The organism is Microbacterium sp. Bi128 (assembly GCF_918698205.1).
Genome location: NZ_CAKKMM010000534.1, coordinates 1 through 3,223, shown reverse-complemented (window position 1 = coordinate 3,223; position 3,223 = coordinate 1). Strand labels below are relative to the sequence as shown.

Below are 3,223 nucleotides of genomic sequence, written 5' to 3'. Positions count from 1 at the left end.
GGCAATGATCCGTGAGCAGTCCGAAGCCCGGGCCGCCAAGGCTGCGGCCGAGGCGAAGAAGGCGGCAGAGGCCAAGAAGGCCGCCAGCGCCTAGTCCCTCGCTCCTGGCGCACTCCAGCCTGGCGCGCTCCAGCCGCCGTCGGCCTAGCGGCCTTTGGCGCCGTCCTTTACCCTCACCAGCAGGGATCCCGGGTCCACCTCGACGGTGACCATCGTGGCCTCGCCGGAAGGATCGCCGTCGACCTGGGTGGGCATAGGTTCCGGGCACCGGATGGTGATCTTGCCGCACCGGTAATACGTCATGACCGGCAGGTCTTTCTTGTGCTTCAGGACGATCTTTGTGTACATGGCCAGCCAGCCGATCGCACTACGCGGGCTCATCACCACCACGTCCAGCATCCCGTCATCGATCATGGCCTGCGGGATGAAGTCGATTCCCCCGGGGATCAGGCCGCAGTTCGCGAACAGGACGCTGCGGATCTTCCGGGCCTGCTCAGGCTGGCCATCCAGCGCGATGGAGACCTTCTTGCGGCGCCCCAGAAGGTGCCTGGCCCCGGCTTCCGTGTACGCCAGCCAGCCCACCGCCCTCTTCAGGCCGTCAAGGGTGTCGCTGACTACTTCGGCGTCCATGCCGATGCCCGCAATCACCAGGAACGTGTGTTGCGCTGACTCCCCGGTGAGCGAATTTTCCAGGGTGAGCCGCGCCGTATCGATGAACCGCTGGTGCCCGAACAGGGCGGCCTGCACGTTGCCGGCGAGGTCGTTGACCTCCAGATGCACATTGCGGGCCAAGAGGTTTGCGGTGCCCAGCGGGATCACGCCCATGGCGGTGTGCGTCCCGGCGAGGACCTCCGCCACCACACGCACGGTACCGTCGCCGCCGCCGGCCAGGACGACGTCGGCCCCGTAGGCCACCGCAGCCCGCGCCTGCGAGAAGCCGGGATCCTCTGCGGTGGTTTCAAAGACGCGGGGCGCCGGCCAGCCGGCCGCCGCGCACGCTGCCTCAATCAGGCCCCGGGCCTCGGCAGACTTGGCTTTGATGGGGTTCAGGACCACGGCCACCTTCTGGCGGCCCGGGCCCGGGCTGTGGGTTTCCTCCCACACGGCACGGCGGGTGTGCTTGGCCTTCAGCCGGCGCACCCCCCACCAGCTGGAGACGGCAAAGACCAGGGCCCCAGCGATGACGAGGTAGAGCAGCCAGTCGCGCATTGTGATCCAACAGTATCCCGCCAGCGCATGCAGGCCGGCTTGCCGGGCAACCGTGACCGGATTGGATACTCTTGTCTGGTGATCGACGTAAAAGACCTCAGCGAAAATCCGGACAAGTTCCGTGCCAGCCAGCGCGCCCGAGGCGCCGACGAATCCGCGGTGGACGCGATCATCGCAGGGGACTCGGCCCGGCGGGCAGCCCTGATCCGGTTCGAGAACCTGCGGGCCGAGCAGAATGCGTACGGCAAGAAGGTCGCGCAGGCCAAGGGCGAGGAAAAGCAGACCCTCCTCGCCGAGGTCAAGGCTCTGGCGGCCTCCGTCAAGGCGGCATCGGCCGAGGCCGATCTCGTCCAGGCCGCCCAGGACGAACTCCTCCGGACCATCCCGAACCTGATCGAGGACGGCGTCCCGGCCGGCGGTGAGGACGACTACATTGTGGTCAAGACGGTGGGCACGCCGCGCGAATTCCCCGACTTCGAGCCGAAGGACCACCTCGAGATCGGTGAGCTGATCGGGGCCATCGATATGGAACGCGGGGCGAAGGTTTCCGGTTCACGCTTCTACTTCCTGCGCGGCGTCGGCGCCCGGCTGGAAATGGCGCTGCTCCAGATGGCCATGGAACAGGCGATCGACGCCGGGTTCGTCCCCATGATCACGCCCACCCTGGTCCGCCCGGAAACCATGCAGGGCACCGGCTTTGACGTCAAGCACGACGCCGAGATCTACCGTCTCGCCGAGGACGACCTGTACCTTGTGGGCACCTCGGAGGTGGCCCTCGCCGGCTACCACGCCGACGAGATCCTGGACCTTTCGGCCGGCCCCATCCGCTATGCGGGCCAGAGCTCGTGCTACCGGCGCGAGGCGGGCTCGCACGGCAAGGACACCCGCGGCATCATCCGGGTCCACCAGTTCAACAAGGTGGAGATGTTCATCTACACCACGGTTGAGGACGCTGCCGCCGAGCACGCCCGCCTGCTGGCATGGGAAGAGGAGATGCTGGCCAAGTGCGAGCTCCCGTACCGCGTCATTGACACCGCCGCCGGCGATCTGGGCAATTCCGCGGCCCGGAAGTTTGACTGTGAGGCCTGGGTCCCCACCCAGGGCGCATACCGGGAGCTGACCTCGACGTCGAACTGCACCACGTTCCAGGCGCGCCGGCTGAACATCCGGGAACGGGTTCTGAACGAGGACGGCGCGCCCAAGGGCACGCGGGCAGTCGCCACGCTCAACGGCACCCTGGCCACCACCCGCTGGATCGTCGCCATCCTGGAGCACCACCAGAACCCCGACGGCTCCGTCAACGTCCCCGCCGCCCTGCAGAAGTACCTCGGCGGCATGACGGTCTTCCCCGTCCTCTAACCCCGATCCGACCCCAGCCAGGCCTCCGATGGCCGCCGGGTAAACGCCCACAACGGGGACATTCCGTGGGTGTTTACCGCAAGTTCACGCCTCGCTGTGGCGTGTGTCCTAGCGGCAGTCGGGGGTCTCTGCTCTACTTGTGAGATGACAACAATGACTGAATCCTCAGTCGCCGGCAACGATGACCGGCGCACCACACACCAGAACACGACAGACCAGAACACGACAGACCAGAACACGGCGGCCCCGGCCAGCGCGGCCCGGGTGGGAAACTCCCGGAACCGGGCCGGCGACAAGATGCTGATCGCCCTGGACGTCGATGGCACCCTCGTGGACCACGACGGGCACATGTCGGTTCCCGTCCGCGAGGCCGCCCAGGCCGTGGTGGCCGCAGGCCACCACGTCATGATCGCGACCGGCCGCTCGCTCAACGCCACATTGCCCGTCATCGAACACATCGGGATCGAGAACGGTTACGCCGTGTGCTCCAACGGCGGTGTGATCCTGCGCGTCGACTCCGGCCTGCCCGAGGGCTACGAAATCCTCCACAAGGCAACGTTTGACCCCGGGCCGGTCCTTCGCGCGCTGCGCAAGCGGCTGCCCTCGGCCAAGTACGCGCTCGAGGACGGGGACGGCAACTTCCTGTCCACGGAAC

The 3,223-nt window shown here is 67.2% G+C and carries 3 protein-coding genes; 2 read left to right on the top strand and 1 reads right to left on the bottom strand.

The window, feature by feature from the left end; all coding sequences use genetic code 11:
* Positions 1-144: 144 nt before the first annotated feature.
* Positions 145-1,209: a diacylglycerol kinase family protein gene (locus LQV45_RS22460; protein WP_230008895.1), complete on the bottom strand. Its 1,065-nt coding sequence runs from the start codon at positions 1,207-1,209 to the stop codon at positions 145-147.
* Between the two features lie 78 nt (positions 1,210-1,287).
* On the opposite strand from LQV45_RS22460, the gene serS reads away from it, so the two are divergent.
* Both serS and LQV45_RS22450 read left to right on the top strand, forming a co-directional pair.
* A complete protein-coding gene (serS, locus tag LQV45_RS22455) occupies positions 1,288-2,568 on the top strand; it encodes a serine--tRNA ligase (RefSeq protein WP_230008894.1) in 1,281 nt (426 codons plus the stop codon).
* A gap of 144 nt (positions 2,569-2,712) precedes the next feature.
* Positions 2,713-3,223, top strand: a 511-nt coding sequence (locus LQV45_RS22450) for an HAD family hydrolase (RefSeq protein ID WP_230008893.1), incomplete at its 3' end; no start/stop codon positions are given.

Coding starts and splice junctions, on each gene's coding strand:
- LQV45_RS22460 (WP_230008895.1), bottom strand. CDS start 1,209: ATGCGCGACTGGCTGCTCTACCTCGTCATCGCTGGGGCCCTGGTCTTT.